Below are 17,378 nucleotides of genomic sequence, written 5' to 3' on the forward strand. Positions count from 1 at the left end.
TTCAGACATGATTAAAGAAATTAAATTTACAGATAATGCTTTAAAACAGATAGCAAATTTATTGTCTAAAAAAGACGTAGGTTCTTTTTTTAGAATCGCTATTAAAGGTGGTGGTTGTTCTGGATTTCAATATGAATTCACATTTGATAAATCTAAAAATGACGATGATTTCAATTATGAAAATATATTAATTGATAAAACATCAGCAGACCTATTAAAAGGCTCTGAAGTTGATTATGTATCTGAACTTATAGGTGAGTCTTTTAAAATTTCTAATCCACAAACCAAATCTTCTTGTGGTTGTGGTGTCTCATTCTCTCTTTAATGATTATTTCATCCTGGAACGTTAATTCAGTTAGAGCAAGAATCGATAATATCAAAAGTTATTTACTAAAATACAAACCTGACGTTTTAATGATGCAAGAAATTAAAACTGAAGATGTTAATTTTCCCTATGATGATTTTGCATCTATGGATTATGAAAGTCATGTTTTTGGTCAGAAAAGCTATAATGGTGTTGCTATTATATCTAAAGGTAAATTAGAAAATGTCAGAACTGATTTAATTAAAGATAAACTAAAACAATCAAGAATAATTTCTGCAGAGATGAAATATAAGAAAAAAGTTATCCAGTTAATAAATATTTATACTCCTAATGGAAACCCTGTTGATACTGAAAAATATGATTATAAAAAAAATTGGATGGATCAATTAATTAAACAAGTAAAAACTTTATCAAAAAAAAATTCTAACATAATTCTTGCTGGTGACTTTAATGTCATTCCAGCAGCTGAGGACGTTTATAATGTTAAAAGCTTTGAAGACGATGCACTATATAGACTTGAAATAAGAAAAAAATTTAGAGAGATGTTAAATCTAGGTTTTAATGATGTTTACAGACATTTTAATGAAGATAAAGAAGGCTATACATTTTGGGATTATATGAGGGGTGCATGGCAAAAAAATAACGGTATGAGAATTGATCATTTCTTAGTTTCAAACTCTATAATTGACAATGTAAAAGATATTCATATTAATAAAGATCCTCGTGGAAGAGAAAAACCCTCAGATCACACGCCTATTGAAATTAAACTAGCTTAGAGACTTTATTTTATTAACTAAATCCTCATTGATATTTCTAGGACCTGTATCCTGTCTATTTTTATGTCTTCTTTCGCCAGGTAATCTAACATCACCCATTGATTTCATTTTTTCAAAAAATTCTTCAGCATGTTTTTGCCAAGTTGTTCCGGCTGTTTTATCAGGACAAATAGCTAAAATAAATTCACCACCACTAGGTGGTCCACCATCATTATTATCTTTAGCAGCCGTCTCGTAGCTAAAATTATCTCCAACTAAAGCACCCGCAAGTAATTCAACCATCATTGCAATTGCGGACCCTTTATATCCACCAAAAGGTAATAATACACCTCCGTCTGCTATTTCACTTGGATCCGTTGTTTCTTTGCCATCTTTAGTCAAGCCTGTACCAAGTGGAACTTTATGCCCTTCTCTTTTTGCAACTTGTACTTCACCCATCGCCATTGAGGCAGTGGCCATATCATAAACAACAGGAGTTTTTCCTGGTCTAGGCCATGCAAATGAAATTGGGTTAGTACCAAATAAAGGTTTGATTGCTCCAGCAGGAGCAACAGCAGGTTTGTATGATGTGCAAGCAAAAGCGACTAAGCCATCATCTGCTAACTTTTCAGTTTCAGGCCACATAGCAGCCATATGATGTGAATTATTTATAGCTAACACAGCGACCCCATTTTCTTTTGCAGCTTTAGATAATTCGGGCAAAGCCTTACTTAAAACAACTGGTGCTAAGCAATTATTTCCTTGAACTTTAATTACAGATGAAGAAACTTTATTTATTTCAGGTTTGCCTTTACCGTTGATCTTTCCACTTTTGAGACCACTGACATAAGCAGGCAATCTAAATAAACCATGAGATACAGAACCATCTCTTTCTGCATTCTTGATTAAATTAGCGAGAATAGATGCTGTTTCATCATTGCATCCATTAGCTAATAGTGTTTTTTTAGCTAAATCGAAAATCTCATCTAAAGATAAAGGAATATTGTTCATTTATTTAGTCTTACAATTTTTGCATAAACCAAAAAATTCTAAATTATACTTGCTGTATTTCGTTCCAGAATCATCTGTAAAGTTTGATAAATATTTTGAAAGTTTTGAATTACTTATTTCAGAAACATTTTCACAATTTTCACAAATTGAGAATGCTGTTGCTTTAGAAATTTGACAGTTAGAATTTTGACAAGCTATAAAAGCATTTCTACTTTCAACTTTATGGATCTTTCCAATTTCTACTAATTTATCTAAAGCTCTATAAACTTGCAATGGAGCTTTAATTCCTTTTTTTTGAACATTAAATAGAATTGAATAAGCTTTCATTGGCTCACCAGATTTATCAATTATATCAAAAATAATTTTTTGGTTTTTAGAAAGATTATGTTCTTTTTGCATATACAAATTCTTATCAATTAGTTGTTAATTTTTCAATTTAATCGATTGTTTAATATTAAGTAAAGACAATATAAATAAAACTAAAGCAGCCATAATTATTGAAGGTCCAGATGACGTGTTAAATTCTAATGAAGAAAATAAACCCAATATTACTGATAAAAGACCACCAATAACTGAATATAAAACCATTTTCTTTGGACTGTCTGAAATATTTCTTGCCATTGCAGCCGGTATAATTAACATTCCAGTGATTAACAATAATCCAACCATTTTAATTGATATAGCAATCACTGCAGCCATCAAAATTGTAAATATAGCTTTAGATCTATCAGGATTTAACCCCTCTGCTTCTGCTAGTTCATAATTTACCGTAGATGCGAACAGAGGTTTCCAGATCAATTTAAGTACAAATAAAATTAATGTTCCACCAGTCCATATAATAATTAAGTCATTAGTTGTTACGGCTAATATGTCTCCAAATAAAAGACCCATTATGTCAAAACGAATAAAAGTTAAAAAACCAATTACAACTAATCCAACAGCTAAAGAAGAGTGTGCCAAAAGACCTAACAAAGCGTCTCCAGGTAGATTAGTTTTTTTCTGAAGTTGAATTAATATCAATGCAACAACAGATGAAATTATGAACACTGATAACGCAATATTAAGCTCAAACGAATAAGCTATTGTAACACCTAATAAGGCTGAATGAGATAATGTATCGCCAAAATAAGACAATCTTCTCCATACTACAAAACAACCTAGTGGTCCCGTTACTAGCGCAACTCCTATTCCGGCTATTAAAGCTCTTATAAAAAAATCATCTAACATGTTAATTTTTCTTTATTCGACCCTCATCTGAATGAACATGATCATGCTTATGCTCATAAACAGTTAGAATTTGAGAAGCTTGTTCACCAAACAAAGTTTTGTATTCATTATTTTTAGCAACATCCATTGGTGTACCTGAACAACATACATGTCCATTTAAGCAAACAACATGATCGGTTGCTGTCATAACAGTATGTAAATCATGAGAAATTAATAAAATTCCACAATTTAAAGTATCTGAAATTTTTTTGATCAATTCATATAACGCAATCTCTCCAGTATAATCAACACCTTGAACTGGTTCATCTAGAACTAATAATTCTGGTTTTTTAGAAATTGCTCTTGCTATCAAAACTCTTTGAAATTCTCCACCTGATAAATTTCCTAAATTTTCATTTTTAAGATGAGTAACTCCAGTAAGAGTAAGAGCTTCTTCTATTGCTTCATCTTTAATATCTTCAGTCAAAAGCATAAAATCATACACTCTTAGTGGCAAAGTCCAATCTATTGAAATTTTCTGAGGAACATAACCAACTTTGTTTGTGAATTTTTCAACACTTCCCTCAATATTTTTATAAATACCTAGTGCAATTTTTGCTGTAGTACTTTTGCCAGATCCATTTGGACCAATTAGAGTAACAATCTTTCCTTTCTCAACTTTTAATGTAACACCTTCTACTAACCATTTATTATTTTGTTTAAAACCAACTTTATTTAGCTCTACTAATATATTTTTATCTGAGTTCATTTATATCTTGACTTGTAAATGTTATATTATTACATAATGTTATATTATAACAACTAATTAAAATACTTATTATGAAAAATATCAAAAAATCATCCTTAATTTTATCAATTTTATCAATGTTAACATTATTTACATCAGCTAATGCTGAAATAAAAGTAGTTACATCAATTAAACCTATCCATTCTTTAGCAAGTTATCTTATGGATGGAATTGGAAAACCAGGTTTAATTGTAGATGGTTACGCGTCTCCTCACTCTTTTTCCATGAAACCATCTCATGCAAAAATGTTGCAGAACGCAGATATTGTATTCTGGATTGGTGAAGATATGGAAAATTTTCTAAAAAAACCATTAAGCTCAATAGCTAAAAAAGCTGAAAAAATTGAATTAATGGAGGTTAAAGGGTTGAATATATTAAAGTTTAGAGAAAGAAATATTTTTGAAGAACATAATCATGATGACCATGACGATCACGCTAAAAAAGAAGATGCTCACGACGACCAAGACCATGATGAGCACGCTAAAAAAGAAGATGATCACGACGACCATGACCATGATGACCACACTAAAAAAGAAGATGATCATGACGACCATGACCATGATGATCATGCTAAAAAAAAAGATGATCACGAAGGTCATGCACACGGAGAATATGACTTTCACATTTGGTTAGATCCAATGAATGCTAAAGTAATCTTAAATGAAATGGCCGAACATTTGATTGAAAATGATGTTGAAAATGCATCAAAATATCAAGATAATTTAAAAAAAGCACTTAAAGAAATTGATACTCTTACAATCGAAGTGATGACAGAATTAAACAAAAGTGTGTCATCTATAGTTTTTCATGATGCATATCAATATTTTGAAAAAAGATTTAATTTGAATATTCTCGGTGCGTTTACTGTTAATCCTGATGTAATGCCTGGTGCCGAACAATTAGCAGAAATCAGAGAAATTATTGAACATGATAAAGTTGCTTGTGTGTTCTCTGAACCTCAATTTAATCCTAACATCATCAACGCCGTAGCGAAAGATATGAAGATAAAAACAGGTGTTTTGGATCCATTAGGTGCAACTTTAGATCCAGGTAAAGATTTATATTTTGATTTAATTAAAAATATGTCTTTGTCATTTAAAAGTTGTTAAGTCGGCAGTTTTGTAATTATACAAAATACAACTTATATTTGTAAATTTTAAGTAGACAAATTTAAAGGATAATATAATTAAGAAGAATCATCTATTCTTAAAAAAATTTCTAAATTCTTACTGTGGACTTATGTTTTTTTTATTATAAAAAACGATGAATCAACTCCTTACAAAAAAAGATAATAAATTTAGCTATAGATAAATTCCCTCACACCTATTAAATCGTTATCAAGAATAAGAATCGTTCGAAACGGAAAACAATAAAGTAAACAAAAAATAGGAAAAAAATGGAACTGACAACAATATATACAATCGTCGGCTTTGCTTTAGCGGGATATAGTGTTATTGCAAATGACTCAATACAAACACTAGGTACTTTTATAGCGTCTAAACAAAAATGGTTTAAATGGTACACTCTTGCTGGTTCAGCATCTTTTGTAATGGCTATAGCTATCACATGGGGATGGTACTCATATGATGGCGACATATCATACGGTAGACTTAACAGAATACCATTTCAAGAAATTCAATGGTACCACGCAGTTGCTCCTGCTATTCTTTTATTATTAACTAGAGTTGGTATCCCAGTATCTACAACCTTCTTGGTACTTTCAGCATTTGCATCCACTGTAGTTTTGGAAAAGATGTTAATGAAAAGTGTTGTAGGTTATGGCTTAGCTGCTGTAGTTGCATATTTAGCTTGGATAGTAGTATCAAAATTTATCAATGAAAAATTTGATGAAGTACAGGATAAATGGATAGGATTTTGGAGAAACTCTGTATGGGTAACTTCAGGTTGGTTATGGTGGGTTTGGTTATCTCATGACGTAGCTAATATAGCAGTTTATCTTCCAAGACAATTAGATGTAACTTTATTATTAATTGTTCTAGCGTACTTTACAGCTTTATTGTTCTACATATTTTATATTCATGGTGGACCAATACAAAAAGTTGTTTTAGATAAGACTGGAACAAGATATGCAAGATCAGCAACAATAATAAATGTTATTTATGCTGCGGTACTATACTACTTTAAAGAACTTAATGACCTGCCAATGTCTACAACATGGGTATTTGTAGGATTATTATGTGGTAGAGAACTTGCCATATCTACAATGAATAAAGAGTACAAGTTTAAATACGTCTTCCCATTAATTGGAAAAGACTTCATTAAGATGATCTTTGGATTAAGTGTATCTGTTGGAATTGTTTTAGCAATTCACTACATTATTATTCCAAATAATTGGTTTTAAATAAATTATATTATGGTCGTATTAGAAATATCTAATACGGCCATATAATTCATAATTTGATATATTATCTTGAAAATATTATTTCTTAAATTTAGAAACTAATTCTTTTAATTTTAACTTTTCTTTTTTTAGTTTTCTTAGTTTTTCCCAAGAAGAAAAAGCTCTGTCATTCATTCTTAATTTTGTAAAATGTTTAATTGCTAATTCAATTTTTTTATGTTTTTTTATGAGTTCTTTAAACTCCTTCATATTTAATAATCATAACATAAATACAATTCAAATAATCAGAATTAAAAAAAAATTAATTTTAAAAAAAAGATTTATAAAGGTGCTCTTAAATGAATAAGTAAAAAAAACTGAATTATTTTTTGCTTTAATTTTTTGTCTGCGGTATGATCTATTTAAGTCCCGCACTAATTCAGCTTCAGGCTGATGATCAATTATTAAGATTAACAATTTAAAGTGTCTAAATTATGATTTTAAAATTGACAAAATTACTGTGTTTTCTTGGGTTGCATAGATACAAAACCATAAATATTGAGTTTGGATTTAATCCAACAGATAGAATTACGACTCTTGAGTGTAAAAATTGTGGTCATACTAAATTGAAAGCTGATGGCTAAAGTTTAATAAAATGAAAAATATTAGAAAAGATATTGAAATTAGAAGATTTATAGAATGGTCAAAGATTGTTAGAGGTAAACCAATTCAAATTAGATTGTATGAATTAATATATTTTGAGCTTCTAAACTTATGGATTGAACTAAAACAACCTCCATTGAGAAGATTAATATATGAAACCATAAATTCAAATACTTATGATGAAAAGTTTATTCAGGGAAAAATTTTTCAAGAATATATTAATGAAATTTTAGAAACACCTTGTGAAGATAAATCTGGTTATTATAACCCAGACTCTAGAGAAATATTGAGCAAGGTTAACATTAAAGAATTGTATGATGTTAAATTTTTAATAAAAAGTGAATTAAATACTGTGATAATGATTGATAGATATAATGCAATTTACACATTTTGTAGATTGTATGAAGAGTGGTGCTTAAAAAAAAAATTAGAACAAATTGATGATGTGACTAAAAAAGAAAGATTTGATGTAACGAAAGATTTGCCAATAAAGATTTCAGCTCAAAGGTAAATTTATTTAACCCTGCCATAAACATCTTCAAATCTAACTATATCTGTCTCTTTAAGAATTGATCCAACTTGAGCTTCGAATATTTTGACTGGTTTTTTTCCAGGATTTTGAATTCTATGAATCGCCTCTAGTGGTATAAAGATGTGATCATTTGGTTTTTTTACAAAACTATCTTTGTTCAATTCTATTTTGGGATTACCTTTGGTAACTAGCCAATGTTCAGCTCTATGATGATGCTTCTGTAAACTTAAAATACCTTTAGGTTTTACGAATAATTCTTTAATTAAAAAATTTTTTCCTTCAAATAAATTTGTATACCTGCCCCATGGACGAAAAAAAACATTCTTTTTCTTAATATATTTGTTCTTATTTCTTTCGTACATTTTTAAGATTTCTTTCCAACTTCCAAGATCAGACCATGGAATATCTAATTTAACAGCATTAATTTGTTTAGATTTTTCTAAGATTGCATAATCAAAAGATTTAGCAGTTGCTTTAATGAATGACACTTTATTTAAATAATAAGTGTTATCTTTAAGTTTTGCTTTTTTAACAGAATTAACACAATTTTTATAAATAATTGGCTGGTGTTTTTCAAAGTTATTTATTATTGAATCTTTTCTAAGGAAAAACATTCCTGAATTCCAATAACCTTTTTGTTTTATAACCTTTTTAGCTTTTGCTTCTTTTGGTTTTTCAATAAATTTAGTTACTTTATTGATGTTTCCTTTGATTTTTTTAGTTACAAAATATCCGTATTCACTTGATGGAGATGTTGGTTTTATTCCAAAAATAAAGATATTTTGATCAGTTAAATTTGATTTATTTTTTTTAATTGCTTTGTTAAATATACTCATCTTTTCAATCAAATGATCAGCTGTAAAAAACATTAACGGTTGATCATGAGGAATATCTTTAATTAGAGCTGTGCTTAAGATAGCTGGTGCTGTATTTCTTTTTGCAGGTTCTAAAACAATTTTGTATTTTTTAATCTTATTCTTTTTAAGATGTTGTTTAACTTGTTTTAGATATTTTTTATTAGTGCTTATAATTGGTGAATCATAAATTGAAGCTTTGGTTCTTTCTAAAGTTTTGCCTAATAAAGTCCAATTACCAAAATCAATAAACTGTTTTGCTTGATGATTTTTTGAATTGGGCCAAAGTCGAGTTCCAGCTCCACCACATAAAATGACTGGACGAATTTTCATTAAATTTCTGAATAATCCTTAACTTCTTTTTTCTTACCAGGATGTGTTGGTGCACCTAAATAGGCTGGGCCTACTGTTTGCGCGTATTTCCAAAGTGTACCTGACCCAAAATCTGATTTTCTAGGTTTCCATTTTCTTTTTCTTGAAGCTAATTCTTTTTTAGAAAGTCTTACATTAATAGTGCCCTTTTTTGCATCTATATCAATAACATCTCCATTACGTAATAAAGCTATAGGGCCTCCTAGGGCCGCCTCAGGGCCAACATGACCCACGCAAAAGCCTCTTGTAGCTCCAGAGAATCTTCCGTCTGTTATAAGAGCAACTTTCTCACCCATTCCCTGACCATAAATTGCTCCAGTTGTAGATAACATCTCTCTCATACCAGGACCTCCTACAGGTCCTTCGTAACGGATTATAATTACATCGCCTTCTTTATATTTACGTTTTTGTACAGCATCCATAGCTGCCTCCTCATTATCAAAGCATCTTGCTTTGCCAGAAAATTGTAATTTCTTAAGTCCAGCAATTTTAACAATACCTCCATCAGGAGCTAAATTTCCTTTTAAACCAACAACTCCACCATCTGGAGATAATGGATTATCATATTTTCTTAGAACTTTTTGTTTAGGATTAAATTTAATATTTTTTAAATTTTCTTTCATTGTTTTTCCAGTAACAGTCATACAATCACCATGAATAAAACCTCCTTCATAAAGTGTCTTTAATAACATTGGTACACCACCTGCTAACCACATATCTTTTGCTACATATTTTCCACCAGGTTTTAAATCGGCAAGATAAGGGGTTTTTTTAAAAATTTTTGCAACATCCATTAAATCAAATTTTATTCCAGCTTCATTAGCAATTGCAGGTAAATGTAATGCAGCATTAGTAGATCCGCCTGTTGCAGCAACTATAGTAGCAGCATTTTCTAAAGCTTTTTTTGTAACAATATCTCTAGGTTTAATTTTTTTTGCCAAAAGACTCATTACTGTTTTTCCACTTTCTTTTGCATACTTATCTCTTTCTTCATATGGAGCAGGTGTTCCTGCAGAATATGGAAGTGCTAAACCAATAGCCTCTGATACGCATGCCATCGTATTTGCTGTAAATTGACCACCACAAGCACCAGCACTAGGACATGCGACTAGCTCTAATTTTCTAAGTTCAGCTGCTGACATTTGACCTGAGGAATGTTTTCCTACAGCTTCAAATACATCAACAACCGTTACATCTTTTCCTTTATATCTTCCTGGAAGAATTGATCCTCCATAAATAAATACACTTGGTACATTTAATCTAACCATCGACATCATTAATGCTGGTAAAGACTTATCACATCCAGCAATACCAACTAATGCATCATAACAATGTCCTCTAACTGTAAGTTCAGCTGAGTCTGCTATTACCTCTCTAGATATCAAAGAAGCTTTCATCCCTTCATGACCCATTGCAATTCCATCGGTAACAGTAATTGTACAAAATTCCCTTGGTGTACCGCCATTAGCTCTGACACCTTTTTTAACTGATTGAGCTTGTCTCATAAGCGCAATATTACAAGGAGCAGCTTCATTCCAAGTTGAAACAACACCTACAAAAGGTTTTGCTACATCTTTCTCTGTTTCACCCATTGCATAATAAAAAGACCTGTGAGGAGCTCTATCCGCTCCTAATGATGTATGTCTGCTTGGAAGTTTCTTTTTATTAAATTTTGCCATTATATACCTTTTATAGTTACTAATATTTTATCAATGTCGTTCTTTAAATTATTATAATTAGTTTTTTCCTGTTCAACAATCTCTTTTGGTGCTCTATCTACAAAACTTTTGTTTTCTAACCTTTGTGATATCTTGTTCATTTCTTCCTGAATTCTATTTTGTTTGCTAGTTAAATTTTCCTTAATAAGTTTTAAATCAACATCTTTATCAAAATAAATCTTAAATAAATCACCTGAAACAACCATAGTTGCTGCTGGTTTATCCAAGTCATCATTAATAATATTGTTTATTCTTCCTAACTTTTTAAGGATAATTTTGTTATCATTAATAAACTTTTTCTGCTTATCGTTAATATCATTTATGGACATATCTATAAATGAACCAGGTCCAACATTAAGCTCATTTTTAAAAGATCTAATTTCAGATATTATACTAATGATATTTTCTACTTGCTCAGTATTAGAGTCTTTATTGATTTTACCTGTTGGCCAATTAGCAAGCATTAAAAAATCTTTGCTTGAATTATCAAATTTATTTTTAAGCCAGATTTCTTCAGTAACAAATGGAATGAAAGGATGTAATAAAATTAAGATTTGCTTGAATACATAACTAGAAACTTTTTTGACCTCACTTTTAGTCTCCTCATTATTAGAGAATAGTATTGTTTTAGATAATTCTAAATACCAGTCACAATAAGAGTGCCATGCAAATTGATAAGCATTTTTTGCAGCCTCATCAAATCTATAGTCTTCTAAGTTTTTCTCAATTTTTGATTTTGCTTCGATTAATTCTGCATAAATCCATTTATTAATATTAACTGATAAATTAGGAACTTTATCGATATCAGAGAAATCACATTCATTTGTGATTAAAAAGTTATTAGCATTCCAAAGTTTATTTAAGAAATTTCTATATCCTTTAACTCTATCTTCGGAAAGTTTTACATCAGTACCGGGAGAGGCCATTGAGAGTAGAGTAAATCTTAATGCATCAGCACTATATTTTTCAATTAAATCTAAAGGATCAATAACATTCCCTTTTGATTTAGACATTTTTTGACCTTTCTCATCTCTAACTAACGCGTGAACATAGATATCTTTAAATGGTTCTTTATTTAAAAATTCAGTTCCAAACATAATCATTCTAGCAACCCAGAAGAATATAATGTCAAAACCGGTAACTAAAACAGAAGTTGGATAAAATTTTTCAACATAATCTTTATTATCTGGCCAACCCAATGTTGCAAATGGCCAAAGACCAGATGAAAACCATGTGTCCAAGACATCAGGATCACGAATTAATTCTTCATCTTTACCATAGTGTTTATTCGCTAACTTTTTTGCCTCTTCTTCGTTGTTAGCTACAAAGATTTTTTTATCAGGACCATACCATGCAGGTATTTGATGGCCCCACCAAAGTTGTCTTGATATACACCAAGGTTCTATATTATTCATCCATTGAAAATAAGTCTTCGACCAATTTTCAGGAAAGAAATTAGTCTTTTTAGAATTAACAACTTCTTTTGCTTTAACAGATAGTTTTTCTGCATCAGCAAACCATTGTTCTGTTAAGAAAGGTTCAATTATAGAATTAGATCTGTCACCATATGGAACCTTATTTTTTATGTTTTCTTCTTTAACAAAAAAATCTTTCTCCTTTAGTTCTTTTAAAATTTTCTTTCTTGCTTCAAATCTGTCTAGTCCAATATATTCTTTAGGTGCATTTTCGTTAATTTTACCAGCTTCAGTAAATATATTAATAATTTCAAGATTGTTTCTTTGTCCGATATCGTAGTCATTAAAATCATGTGCTGGTGTAATTTTTAATGCACCAGTACCTTGTTCTGGATCCGCATATTCATCTTCTATAATATTAATCTTTCTTCCAACAATTGGTATTGTAACTTTTTTACCAACAAAGGATTTAAAACGATCATCTTTTGGATTAACTGCAATTGCAGTGTCACCTAACATTGTTTCAGGTCTTGTTGTTGCTATTGTTATAAAATCATCAGTTCCATCAATGGGGTATTGAATATAGTAAATTTTTGAATTTACTTCTCTTTGATCAACTTCGAGATCAGAAATTGCAGTTTTTAAAACAGTATCCCAATTTACTAGTTTTTTATCTTTGTAGATTAAATCTTTATTATAGAGATCAACGAATACTTTTATTACCGATTTTGAAAGGTTTTCATCCATTGTAAAAGCATTTCGCGACCAATCACAAGAACATCCAAGTTTTTTTAATTGATTAATAATGATGTCACCATATTGCTCTTTCCATTCCCAAACTTTTTCAATAAATTTGTCTCTACCGATTTCATTTTTATCAATTTTTTCAGCAGTAAGTTTTCTTTCAACTAAAGCTTGGGTGGCAATACCTGCGTGATCTGTACCCGGTTGCCATAAAGTTTCATAATTATTCATTCTATGATAACGGACTAATAAATCTTGAATAGAATTATTTAAGGCATGTCCCATATGAAGACTGCCTGTTACATTTGGTGGTGGGATTACTATTGAGAATTTTTTTGAATTTTCTTTTGGTTTAAAAAGACCATTTTTTTCCCAATATGAGTAAATCTTATCCTCGACATCAGAATGTATATATTTATCGTTACTCATGAATGTATAAAGTTTATAATTTATTAATCTAAATTAACAATAATCAATTTAGATCGTTATTTAATAGACTAATGAGAAATATTTAATATAAAAAGGCATTTGAAGCTATTAGTCAAAACAAGATGGCAACGTGGCGGAATGGTTACGCAGAGGATTGCAAATCCTTGTATCCCGGTTCGATTCCGGGCGTTGCCTCCAAAAAAAATCTTGTTTTAGTTCAAAAAAAAAGTAAGTTGAGTTTTTTATATTCCTCGGTAGCTCAGTTGGTAGAGCAGTTGACTGTTAATCAATTGGTCGCAGGTTCGAGTCCTGCCCGAGGAGCCAAAAATTTACCTAATATATTAAAAATTCTAAAAGTTGAGTTCAAAACAAATGAATTTTGATTATTTGTTGTGGGGGTCTTTAATTAAATTAAAATTAAACTGCTTTGGAAATAATTGTTCCTGAAATTTGTAAAGATTTATTAAATTTTAATTTCTGATCAGCACTAAGTTCTGAATATAATTTTGTTAAAAAATTATAATTTACATTCATGTGGCCTTCTTGAGATTTTTCTAAGTTAATTAGATACTCAGAGAAATCTTCAAAAAAATAGTTGATCGGAACTTTTAGATAATTTGATAGTTGAAGTAATCTAATCGAACTTACTCCATTCGTACCTTTTTCATATTTTTGAATTTGCTGAAATGTAACATTAATTGCTTTTGCAACTTTAGTTTGAGTTAGACCTAAAGCCAATCTTCTAAGTTTAAGCTTATTGCCTAAATGTTTGTTGAAATTTTCTTCCATTAAGACCCCTCTTAATTAAATTTTAAAAATACATTGAACAAATTAATTAAGGATCATGCAATAGAAAAATTTATTTATTTTAATAAGAAAATTTAAATAATGAAGAAGCTGTCAAGCTTAAGATGTCTAATAAACTAATATAATTCACATATAATTACTTGACTTAAAGTCTGTAGTTTACTTAATATAATAAATAATTATAAAATTTGGCTCAAAAAAAGCTTAGTTCTGTCACTCTTAGGGTTAGCAAAAAATTCTTTTGTATCAGCTTTTTCTACTATCTTTCCTTCGTCCATAAAAATCATACAATCTGCAACTTCTTTAGCAAATCCCATTTCGTGAGTAACTACTATCATTGTCATTCCTTGTTTTGCTAAATCTACCATTACATCAAGAACTTCTTTAATCATTTCTGGATCTAATGCTGATGTTGGCTCATCAAACAACATTATTTTAGGTTCCATACATAAAGCTCTTGCAATTGCAACTCTTTGCTGTTGACCTCCTGATAGTTGGCCTGGGAATTTTTGAGCTTGATCTAAAATTTGAACTCTTTCCAAATGTTTAAGTGCTAATTCTTCAGCTGCTTTTTTTGGCATTTTTTTCACCCAAATCGGTGCTAAGGTGCAGTTATCTAAGATAGATAAATGTGGAAATAAGTTAAATTGTTGGAACACCATACCAACTTCTGCTCTTACTTGTTCGATATTTTTAGTGTCTTCTGAAATTTCAGTACCATCAACAATTATATTTCCTTCTTGATGTTCTTCTAATCTATTTATACATCTGATCAATGTTGACTTACCAGATCCAGATGGTCCACAAACAACAATTTTTTCTTTTGCTTTAACTTGAAGATTGATATCTTTAAGTACTTGAAAATCTCCATACCATTTATTTACATTTTGTATTTGAATAATTGAATCTGACATAATTTTATCTATCTGTTTTAAATTTTAATTCTAATTTTTGACTATATTTACTCATACTGTAGCAAATAATCCAGAATATAATTCCAGCAAAGACATAACCTTCCATTGAAAAACCAAGCCATTTAGGATTTGTTTTTGCTAAATTTAACATTCCAACTAACTCCAACAAACCTACTACAAAGATTAATGGAGTATCTTTTACCAAAGCTAAAAAAGTATTAGCAATTCCTGGTATTACTAATTTAAGTGCTTGTGGTAAAATAACGAGCAGGTGAAGTCTCCAATAACCCATACCCAAAGATTTAGCTGCATCATACTGGCCTCTTGGTAGAGCTTGTAAACCACCTCTAATTACTTCAGCTGTATAAGCAGCTTCAAATAAAGTTATAGCAACAATAACTCTAATTAATTTATCAACATATGTTCCATCAGGTAAAAACATAGGAAACATCACTGCAGACATAAATAATACTGTGATTAATGGTACACCTCTCCAAAACTCAATAAATGAAAGCGACGAATACTTAACAACAGTTAAATCAGATCTTCTACCAAGTGCCAGCATCATACCTATTGGAAAGCAGAAAATAAGAGAAAAGAATGAAACAATGAATGTTAAAGAAAGTCCTCCCCAAGCACCAGTTTCTACCCATTCTAGACCAAATTCACCACCTGAAATTAAATAGTAAATTAAAAGAAAAGATACTATTGGTAAAAAGATTACATAATAAAATGTTAAATATTTTTTAAATTTTAATGGAAAAAAATATCCAGCTCCCATTAACCCTAAAACAATAATAAATGTTGCATTAACTCTCCATTGTTCAGCATTAGGATACATTCCATACATAAATCTATTAAACCATGTTTTAATATAAACCCAACATGCACCACCTCCTGTACAAGCTTCTTTATTCTCACCAACAAATGTTGCATCTAGAACAAACCAATTAAGTAATGGTGCAACACTAAAAATTATTAATATGATTATACTTATACTTAAAGCTGCGTTAAAATTACTAGTATTAATATTTTTGTTAAGCTCGTCCAGGATTTTGATTCCAGAAAATTCTATTCTTATTAAATGTAATCCAATCATTCCAAAAATTAGAGGAGTAAAAAAACTCACAAAACCAGGCAAAAATCCAGTGATATTAGTCTCATAAAAATTGTTTAGACAAAAATCAATTAACCCTAGTACAAAAAATAAAGAACCAAAAATTAAAAATAAATTTAAATTTTCTCTATTGGGTTTTAAAAAATTTATATTACTCATTATTATTTTTCCTGTATCGCAATTCTTTTATTATACCAGTTCATAAATAGTGAAATTACTAAACTGATTGTTAAATAAGTGGCCATTGTAATTCCTACAATTTCAATAGCTCTACCTGTTTGCATCATAGCTGTGCCAGCAAAAACTAATACTAAATCTGGGTAAGCAATAGCTGCAGCTAAAGATGAATTTTTTGTTAAGTTTAAATATTGGTTTGTAGTGGGTGGAATAATAATTCTTAAAGCCTGAGGTAAAATTACTAATTTCAAAACTTGACCAGGTGTTAAACCAATTGATGCAGCAGCCTCTTTTTGACCTTTACCTACGCCCTGAATACCAGCTCTTACGTTTTCAGCAATAAAAGTTGCTGTATAAAGAGTTAACGCTAATGTTAGTGCTATAAGTTCAGGTGGTATTCCCATGCCGCCTTCATACGTGAAAGAAGTTTGAGCTAGTTGTTTCAATTCTGGAAAACTCCAAGAAAGTTCAACACCACCTATTATAAAAGTTAATGCTGGTAGTATAACAAAAATTCCAAGTGAAATTAAAAATTTAGGATACTGTTTTCCCTCTTCTTCTTGTTTTCTTTTTGCAAATTTATTAAAAAAATAAATAACAAACATTGCAATAATCAAGGTAATCATAAATATATCAAAATTGTTCCAAATTGGAGCAGGTGTGTATAGTCCTTTGATAGTCATAAAAGAAGATCCAAATATCAAGGGTGCATCTTCTGGCATTGGTAAAGCTCTTAATGCTGCAAAATACCAAAAAAAGATCTGCAACAATAAAGGTATATTTCTAAAAAACTCAACATAAAAACTGGCTGTTTTATTAATAAGGTAGTTAGGTGATAATCTAGCAACACCAATCACAGCACCTAATAGAGTACTTAAAATAATACCGATGAATGAAACTAATAATGTGTTTAAAAGTCCAACTACATAAGCACGTCCATATGACATGGAGCCATCATAATCAATTAACGAAAATTGAATATCAAATGAAGCTTCTTTTGATAAAAAACCAAAACCAAACTCGATACCTCGAGTATCCATGTTCTCTTGAGCATTCATTGTAAAGAAACCAAAGATTAAAACTATGAATAATAGAGTTAAAAATTGAGGTAAGATTTTTTTAAATTTCATTTAGACAGATACTATAAAAAAAGGGCTAGATAAATCTAGCCCTTTTTATCAATTTATTAC

General features: G+C 30.1%; 18 protein-coding genes and 2 tRNA genes. 8 read left to right on the forward strand and 12 right to left on the reverse strand.

The genetic code is table 11. The features are described 5' to 3' along the window. The first annotated feature begins 7 nt into the window (after positions 1-7). Together ACIJYI_RS03530 and xth are read left to right on the forward strand one after the other, a co-directional pair. Positions 8-325: a HesB/IscA family protein gene (locus tag ACIJYI_RS03530; RefSeq protein WP_435084851.1), complete on the forward strand. Its 318-nt coding sequence runs from the start codon at positions 8-10 to the stop codon at positions 323-325. Next, positions 325-1,101 (forward strand): exodeoxyribonuclease III, encoded by a 777-nt coding sequence (gene xth / locus ACIJYI_RS03535; protein ID WP_435114716.1) that lies wholly within the window; start codon positions 325-327, stop codon positions 1,099-1,101. The genes ACIJYI_RS03530 and xth overlap by 1 nt, the downstream gene beginning before the upstream one ends. Here xth and ACIJYI_RS03540 read toward each other — a convergent pair. From ACIJYI_RS03540 to ACIJYI_RS03555, 4 genes are read right to left on the reverse strand one after another with little or no spacing between them, the layout of a single operon-like run. After that, on the reverse strand, positions 1,093-2,091 hold the full coding sequence (locus ACIJYI_RS03540; protein WP_435114717.1) for an Ldh family oxidoreductase: 999 nt from the start codon (positions 2,089-2,091) through the stop codon (positions 1,093-1,095). The genes xth and ACIJYI_RS03540 overlap by 9 nt on opposite strands. Further along, positions 2,092-2,490 (reverse strand): Fur family transcriptional regulator, encoded by a 399-nt coding sequence (locus ACIJYI_RS03545; protein ID WP_435114718.1) that lies wholly within the window; start codon positions 2,488-2,490, stop codon positions 2,092-2,094. A gap of 24 nt (positions 2,491-2,514) precedes the next feature. Beyond that, positions 2,515-3,318, reverse strand: coding sequence for a metal ABC transporter permease (locus tag ACIJYI_RS03550; RefSeq protein WP_435114719.1), 804 nt, complete (start codon positions 3,316-3,318; stop codon positions 2,515-2,517). Between the two features lies 1 nt (position 3,319). Further along, positions 3,320-4,066, reverse strand: a complete 747-nt coding sequence (locus ACIJYI_RS03555; protein WP_435084861.1) for an ATP-binding cassette domain-containing protein — start codon at positions 4,064-4,066, stop codon at positions 3,320-3,322. A 71-nt stretch (positions 4,067-4,137) separates the two neighbouring features. Here ACIJYI_RS03555 and ACIJYI_RS03560 point away from each other — a divergent pair, with 71 nt between their 5' ends. After that, the gene (locus ACIJYI_RS03560) at positions 4,138-5,214 is read left to right on the forward strand and encodes a zinc ABC transporter substrate-binding protein (RefSeq protein ID WP_435114720.1); all 1,077 of its coding nucleotides are present in this window, start codon (positions 4,138-4,140) and stop codon (positions 5,212-5,214) included. Positions 5,215-5,501: 287 nt separating this feature from the next. Further along, a complete protein-coding gene (locus ACIJYI_RS03565) occupies positions 5,502-6,467 on the forward strand; it encodes a hypothetical protein (protein ID WP_435114721.1) in 966 nt (321 codons plus the stop codon). Positions 6,468-6,545: 78 nt separating this feature from the next. Here ACIJYI_RS03565 and ACIJYI_RS03570 read toward each other — a convergent pair whose 3' ends face one another. Next, positions 6,546-6,716, reverse strand: coding sequence for a hypothetical protein (locus ACIJYI_RS03570; protein ID WP_435084866.1), 171 nt, complete (start codon positions 6,714-6,716; stop codon positions 6,546-6,548). A 224-nt stretch (positions 6,717-6,940) separates the two neighbouring features. On the opposite strand from ACIJYI_RS03570, the gene ACIJYI_RS03575 reads away from it, so the two are divergent. Further along, positions 6,941-7,090, forward strand: coding sequence for a hypothetical protein (locus ACIJYI_RS03575; RefSeq protein WP_435114722.1), 150 nt, complete (start codon positions 6,941-6,943; stop codon positions 7,088-7,090). 11 nt (positions 7,091-7,101) lie between these two features. Next, on the forward strand, positions 7,102-7,620 hold the full coding sequence (locus ACIJYI_RS03580; RefSeq protein WP_435114723.1) for a hypothetical protein: 519 nt from the start codon (positions 7,102-7,104) through the stop codon (positions 7,618-7,620). A 2-nt stretch (positions 7,621-7,622) separates the two neighbouring features. On the opposite strand, the gene ACIJYI_RS03585 is transcribed toward ACIJYI_RS03580, so the two are convergent. From ACIJYI_RS03585 to ACIJYI_RS03595, 3 genes are read right to left on the reverse strand one after another with little or no spacing between them, the layout of a single operon-like run. After that, positions 7,623-8,828 (reverse strand): sugar phosphate nucleotidyltransferase, encoded by a 1,206-nt coding sequence (locus ACIJYI_RS03585; protein WP_435114724.1) that lies wholly within the window; start codon positions 8,826-8,828, stop codon positions 7,623-7,625. Continuing rightward, a complete protein-coding gene (gene ilvD, locus ACIJYI_RS03590) occupies positions 8,828-10,546 on the reverse strand; it encodes a dihydroxy-acid dehydratase (RefSeq protein WP_435114725.1) in 1,719 nt (572 codons plus the stop codon). The genes ACIJYI_RS03585 and ilvD overlap by 1 nt, the downstream gene beginning before the upstream one ends. Continuing rightward, positions 10,546-13,173: a valine--tRNA ligase gene (locus ACIJYI_RS03595; RefSeq protein WP_435114726.1), complete on the reverse strand. Its 2,628-nt coding sequence runs from the start codon at positions 13,171-13,173 to the stop codon at positions 10,546-10,548. Before ACIJYI_RS03595 ends, ilvD begins: the two co-directional genes overlap by 1 nt. 124 nt (positions 13,174-13,297) lie before the next feature. On the opposite strand from ACIJYI_RS03595, the gene ACIJYI_RS03600 reads away from it, so the two are divergent. Together ACIJYI_RS03600 and ACIJYI_RS03605 are read left to right on the forward strand one after the other, a co-directional pair. Beyond that, a tRNA-Cys gene (locus ACIJYI_RS03600) sits at positions 13,298-13,371 on the forward strand. Positions 13,372-13,421: 50 nt separating this feature from the next. Next, positions 13,422-13,497 (forward strand) — tRNA-Asn (locus tag ACIJYI_RS03605). 93 nt (positions 13,498-13,590) lie between these two features. Here ACIJYI_RS03605 and ACIJYI_RS03610 read toward each other — a convergent pair. From ACIJYI_RS03610 to ACIJYI_RS03625, 4 genes are all read right to left on the reverse strand, one after another. Beyond that, a complete protein-coding gene (locus tag ACIJYI_RS03610; protein ID WP_435114727.1) occupies positions 13,591-13,962 on the reverse strand; it encodes a helix-turn-helix domain-containing protein in 372 nt (123 codons plus the stop codon). A gap of 197 nt (positions 13,963-14,159) precedes the next feature. Beyond that, positions 14,160-14,894: an amino acid ABC transporter ATP-binding protein gene (locus ACIJYI_RS03615; RefSeq protein ID WP_435114728.1), complete on the reverse strand. Its 735-nt coding sequence runs from the start codon at positions 14,892-14,894 to the stop codon at positions 14,160-14,162. 4 nt (positions 14,895-14,898) lie between these two features. Further along, positions 14,899-16,170, reverse strand: coding sequence for an amino acid ABC transporter permease (locus ACIJYI_RS03620; RefSeq protein WP_435114729.1), 1,272 nt, complete (start codon positions 16,168-16,170; stop codon positions 14,899-14,901). Positions 16,171-16,172: 2 nt separating this feature from the next. Next, the gene (locus ACIJYI_RS03625; protein ID WP_435114730.1) at positions 16,173-17,318 is read right to left on the reverse strand and encodes an amino acid ABC transporter permease; all 1,146 of its coding nucleotides are present in this window, start codon (positions 17,316-17,318) and stop codon (positions 16,173-16,175) included. Positions 17,319-17,378 lie beyond the last annotated feature (60 nt).

This window comes from Candidatus Pelagibacter bacterium nBUS_36 (genome assembly GCF_051201215.1).
Taxonomy (GTDB): Bacteria; Pseudomonadota; Alphaproteobacteria; order Pelagibacterales; family Pelagibacteraceae; genus Pelagibacter.